Origin of the sequence: Saccharothrix coeruleofusca, from assembly GCF_014648515.1 — a bacterium.
GTDB classification, from domain to species: domain Bacteria; phylum Actinomycetota; class Actinomycetes; order Mycobacteriales; family Pseudonocardiaceae; genus Actinosynnema; species Actinosynnema coeruleofuscum.
Genome location: NZ_BMRG01000040.1, coordinates 1 through 6,239, shown reverse-complemented (window position 1 = coordinate 6,239; position 6,239 = coordinate 1). Strand labels below are relative to the sequence as shown.

The window sequence follows — 6,239 nt, the reverse complement described above, 5'->3', positions numbered from 1 at the left end:
GGCACCCTGGAATACCTCGGCCGCAACGACGACCAGGTCAAGATCCGCGGCTTCCGCATCGAGCTGGGCGAAGTCGAAGCGGCGCTGCTGGCCGTGCCGGGCGTGCGCGAGGCCGCCGTGGTCGTGCGCGACGACCGGCTGGTCGGCTACGTCGTCGGCGCGCCGGAGACCGACCCGCGCGCCGAGCTGAGCCGCGCGCTGCCGCACTACCTCGTGCCCGCCGCGGTGGTGACCCTCGACGCGCTCCCGCTGTCCCCCAGCGGCAAGCTGGACCGGCGTGCGCTGCCCGAACCGGAGTTCACCGGCGACGCCGCGCACGTCGAGCCGCGCACCGAGGCCGAGCGCACCATCGCGGGCATCTGGGCGGAGGTGCTCGGCGTGCGGCGCGTCGGCGCGCACGACGACTTCTTCGGCCTGGGCGGCGACTCGATCCTCAGCATCCGGCTGACCTCCCGGCTCCGCACGGCGTTCGGCGTGCAGCTCTCGCCGCGCGCGGTGTTCCAGCACCCCACGGTGTCCGGACTCGCGACCGCGATCTCCGGTCTGGTGGGGGTGGACGCCATCCCGGTGATCCCGCGCGGTGGCGTCCGCCCCCAGTCCCCCGCCCAGCGGCGGCTGTGGTTCCTGGACCAGTTCGAGCCGGGCAGCACGGAGTACGTCACGCCGACCGCGCTGCGGCTGCGCGGCGAGCTGGACCTGGCCGCGCTGCGCCGGGCCCTGGACGGGCTGGTGGCGCGGCACGAGTCGCTGCGCACGACGTTCGACGACGACGTGCAGGTCGTGCACGAGCCCTTCGCGGTCGACCTGCACGTCGAGGAGGGCTCCTGGGAGCAGGTGCTGCGCGAGGAGGTGACCACGCCGTTCGACCTGCGCCGCGGCCCCCTGCTGCGCACGCGGCTGGTGCGGGTCGCCGACGACGACCACGTGCTGGTGCTGACCCTGCACCACATCGTCACCGACGGCTGGTCGACCGGTGTGCTGGCACGCGACCTCGGCGCGCTGTACGCGGGGCGGGAGCTGCCGCCGCTCGCCGTGCAGTACGTGGACTACACCGCCTGGCGGCAGGACCCGCCGGTCGACTACTGGGCCGAGCGGCTGGCCGGGGTGGCGCCGCTGGAGCTGCCCACCGACCGCCCGCGCCCGGCGGTGCGCGGCACGGCGGGCGCGATGCACGAGTTCACCGTGCCCTCCGACCTCGCCGCCGCGCTGAAGGAGCTGGCCAGGCGGCGCGGGGACACCCTGTTCACCGCGCTGGTCGCGGCCTGCCAGGTGCTGCTGGCCCGCTACACCGGCCAGGACGACATCGCGGTCGGCACCGCGGTGTCCGGGCGCGGCCGGGCGGAGCTGGACGACGTGGTCGGCCTGTTCGTCAACACCGTCGTGCTGCGCTCCTCGGTGGACCTGGACCGGTCCTTCGACGAGTTCCTGGCCGAGGTCCGGCAGACCGTGCGGGAGGGCTTCGCGCACCAGGACGTGCCGTTCGAGCGGGTGGTGGACGCGGTGCGCCCGGACCGCGACCCCAGCCGCAACGCCCTGTTCGACGTGATGGTGCTGCTGCAGAACACCGGCAGCGAGGTGCCCGAGCTGCCCGGCCTGCGGGTGTCCGAGGTGCCGCTGCCGCTGACCACCTCGACCTGCGACCTGACCTTCGAGTTCGGCGAGTCCGACGGGCAGCTGCGCGGCGCGGTCGAGTACAGCACCGACCTGTTCGACGCGGCCACCGTCGAGCGGATGACCCGCCACCTGCTGGCGCTGCTGGCCGGGCTGACCGCCGCGCCGCGGCGGCCGATGGCCGAGCACTCCCTGCTGCTGGGCGACGAACCCGACAACCGCGGCGTCGCCCTGGACGTGCCCGCCACGACCTACCCGGCGCTGTTCGAGGCGCAGGTCCGCCGCACGCCGGACGCCACCGCCCTGGTGTGCGGCGACACCCGCTACACCTACGCCGAGCTGAACGCGCGGGCCAACCGGCTGGCCCACTGGCTGATCGGCCGCGGCGCGGGCCCGGAGCGCGCCGTGGCGGTGCTGCTGCCGCGCTCGGCGGACGTGGTCACCGCGATCCTGGGCGTGCACAAGGCGGGCGCGGTGTACCTGCCGGTGGACCGCGACCTGCCGCGCGAACGGGTCGGCTTCCTGCTCAGCGACGCCGACCCGGCGATGGTGCTGGTGTCGTGGCCGGACCTGGACGGGCAGCCCGACACCGATCCGGGAGTGCCGCTGCGGCCGGACAACGCCGCGTACGTGATCTACACCTCCGGTTCGACCGGCAAGCCCAAGGGCGTCGTGGTCGAGCACCGTCACCTGGTCAACCTCCTGCACAACCACCGCGACGACTTCGCCACCGAGCACCTGCGCGTCGCGCTGTCGGCGGTGTTCTCCTTCGACACCTCCTGGGAGGGGCCGCTGCTCATGGCCGACGGCCACGAGCTGCACGTGCTGACCAACGAGGTGCGGCTGGAGCCGTCGGCGCTGGTGCGGTACGTGCGCGAGCACCGGATCGACTTCCTGGACCTCACCCCGTCCTACGTCCAGCAGCTCATCCCCGCCGGACTGCTCGACGGCGAGCACGCGCCCAAGGTCCTGATGCTGGGCGGCGAAGCCCTGCCGCCACCGCTGTGGCGCGAGCTGGCCGCCTCCCGCGCGCGGGCATACAACTTCTACGGCCCCACCGAGGTCACCGTGGACTCGGTGTCGTGCGAGGTCGTCGGGGACCGCCCGGTCATCGGCCGCCCGCTGGCCAACCTCGTCGCGCACGTGCTGGACGAGCACCTGCGCCCGGTGCCCACCGGGGTGCCCGGTGAGCTGTACCTGGCAGGCCCGCAGGTCGCCAGGGGCTACCACGCCCGGCCCGGTCTGACCGCGTCCCGGTTCCTGGCCGACCCGTTCGGCGAACCCGGTTCCCGCATGTACCGCACCGGCGACCGGGTCCGCTGGCTGCCCGACGGCACCCTGGAATACCTCGGCCGCAACGACGACCAGGTCAAGATCCGCGGCTTCCGCATCGAGCTGGGCGAAGTCGAGGCCGCGCTGCTGGCCCACCCCGACGTGGCGCAGGCGGCCGTGGCGGCGCGGGAGGTCAACGGCCACCAGCGCCTGGTGGCCTACACCGTCGGCGCGGCGGCGGACCTGGCGGCGTGGCTGAAGGAGCGGCTGCCGGACTACCTGGTGCCCTCGGTGTTCGTGGCGCTGGACGCGCTGCCGGTCTCGCCCAGCGGCAAGGTCGACCGCCGGGCGCTGCCCGCGCCTGCCGTCCAGGGCGACGACAGCGGCTACGTCGCACCCGCACCGGGCATCGCGACCGAACTCGCGGCGATCTGGGCCGAGGTGCTGGGCGTGGAGAAGGTCGGCGCGCACGACAACTTCTTCGCCCTGGGCGGCGACTCCATCCTGTCCATGCAGGTGGTCTCCCGCGCCCGGCAGGCCGGGATGCGGCTGACCTCCAAGGACGTGTTCCTCCGGCAGACCGTCGCCGACCTGGCGCTCGCGGTCACCGCCGAGGACGGGCCGCGAGCCGACGAGGCCGTGGCCGGACCGGCGCCGCTGACCCCGGTCCAGCGCTGGTTCTTCGCCGAGCACGGGCCGCTGGCGCACTTCACCATGTCGGTGCTGGTGGAGCTGGGCGAGGTGGACGTGCCCGCCCTGCGCGACGCGGTGCGCGCGGTGGTGGCCCACCACGACGCGCTGCGCACCCGGTTCAGCTTCCGCGACGGCCAGTGGTGGCAGCAGGTCGCCGAGGTCGAGGACGGCGAGGTCTTCCGCGTCGCCACCACCTCCGACGTGGCCGCCGAGGCGGACCGCGCCAGGGCGGGCCTGGACCTGCGGCACGGACCGCTGCTGCGCGCGGTGCTGCTCCCCGGCGGCAGGCTGTTCCTGACCGCGCACCACCTCGTGGTGGACGCGGTGTCGTGGCGGATCATCCTGGCCGACCTGGACACCGCCTACCGCGGCGGCGAGCTCGGCCCGAAGAGCACGCCGTTCAGCGGCTGGGCGCGGCGGTTGAACACCCACGTCGCCGCCGGGGGATTCGACGACGCGCTACCGCACTGGGCCGCCGTCCCGACCGAGGAGCCGGTGCCCACCACCGCGGGCACCGCGCGCAGCGTGTCGGTGCGGTTGGGGCGCGAGGAGACCGACGCGCTGCTGCACGCCGTGCCTCGCGCATACCGGACACAGGTCAACGACGTGCTGCTGACCGCGCTGGCGGCGGCGTTCGAGGGCAGGGCGCTGGTGGCGCTGGAGGGCCACGGCCGCGAGGAGCTGTTCGACGGCGTGGACCTGTCCCGCACCGTGGGCTGGTTCACCAGCCAGTTCCCGGTGGCGCTGGAGCTGCCACCCGGCGACTGGGGCGCGGCGCTGAAGTCGGTCAAGGAGCAGCTGCGGGCCGTGCCGCACCGCGGCCTGAGCTACGAGGCGCTGCGCTACGCCGACCGCGGCCTGACCGGCGCGCTGCCCAGGGTGTGCTTCAACTACCTCGGCCAGTGGGAGTCCGGCGGGATCGGCGCCGGGGACACCGGCAGGGAGGTGCCCGACGACCTGACCCGCCCGCACCTGCTCGACATCACCGCCGCCGTGGAGGGCGGCGAGCTGCTGGTCGACTGGGAGTACTCGACGCGGGTCCACGACGAGGCGGCCGTGCGGGCGCTGGCCGACCGGATGCTCGACGCGCTGCGCGGGATCGCGACGCACTGCGCCTCCCCCGAGGCGTTCGGCCGCACGCCGTCGGACTTCCCGCTGGCCCGGCTGACCCAGCAGCAGGTGGACCGGATCGCGGACCCGGACGTGGAGGACGTCTACCCGCTGACCCCGTTGCAGGCGGGCATGTTGTTCCACAGCCTCGTCGACCGGGACAGCACCGCCTACCTCAACCAGGTACGCGTGCGACTGTCCAACATGGACTCCCCGGAGCGGTTGGCTGCGGCGTGGCAGAAGGTCGTGGACCGCACGCCCGTGCTGCGCAGCGGCATCGTGTGGGAGGGCGTGGACCAGCCGGTGCAGGTGGTCCGGCGCGGCGTGGTCGTGCCGGTGGAGTTCACCGACATCACCCCCGAGCTGGTGGCGCGCGACGCCGCGGCGGGGGTGGACCTCACCGCGCCGCCGTTGATGCGACTGGCGATCGGGCGGGTCTCGGACGACGAGGTGGACCTGCTGTGGACCTCGCACCACGTGCTGCTGGACGGCTGGAGCACCGCGCAGGTGTTCGGCGAGGTGCTGGCGGAGTACGGCGGCGGTGCGGAAGTCGTGGCCCGGCGGCCGTTCCGCGACTACCTTGGCTGGTTGGCCGAGCAGGACCAGGACGAGGCCGAAGCGCACTGGCGCGGTGTGCTCGACGGTTTCACCACGCCGACGCCGCTGCCGTTCGACCGCCCGCCGGTCGAGGCGCACCGCGCCGAGTCCAGCGCCCAGGTGCTGCTGGACCTGCCGGTGGCCGACCTGGACCGGGTTGCACGGGCGGGCGGCCTGACCGTCAACACGCTCGTGCAGGGCGCGTGGGCGCTGCTGCTGGCCAGGACGGCGGGCGAGCGGGACGTGGTGTTCGGCACCACCGTCTCGGGCAGGCCCGCCGAGCTGCCCGGCGTGGAGTCGATGGTGGGCATGTTCATCAACACCGTGCCGACCAGGGCGTCGGTGGACGGCGACGAGCCCGCGCTGCGGTGGCTCAAGCGGCTGCAGGAGGCGCAGACCGACTCGCGCCGGTTCGACTTCGTCTCGCTGGCGCAGCTGCGGTCGTGGACCGGCTCCCGGTTGTTCGACAGCCTGCTGGCGTTCGAGAACTACCCCGTGGAGGCGGCCGACCCGCACGGCCCGCAGGTGCACGTGCTGGACGGCCTGGACACCACCACGTTCCCGCTCACCGTGCGCGCGCACGTGGACGACGCGCTGCACGTCGAGCTGACCTACGACCCGCAGCTGTTCGAGGCGGCGACCGTCGAGCGGTTGGCGGGCAGACTGCGACTGCTGCTGACGGGTCTGGGCGAGAATCCCGACCGGACGCTGGCGGAGCTCCCGTGGGTGTCGGAGGAGGAGCGGCAGCAGGTTCTGGTGGAGTGGAACGGTGATGTGGTCGACGCGCCCACCGGCACCATCCCCGAGCTGTTCGCCGCCCAGGTCGCCCGCACCCCCGACGCGGTAGCGGTCACCTGTGAAGGCCGCCATCTGACCTACGCGGAGCTGGACGAGCGGGCCAACCGGTTGGCGCACCACCTGATCGGCCTGGGCGCGGGTCCGGAACGCCTGGTGGC

1 protein-coding gene is annotated in these 6,239 nt (G+C 73.9%); it reads left to right on the top strand.

Annotated elements, in window-relative coordinates:
* On the top strand, positions 1 to 6,239 hold a 6,239-nt coding region (locus IEZ00_RS37650; RefSeq protein WP_229796440.1), incomplete at both ends, for a non-ribosomal peptide synthetase.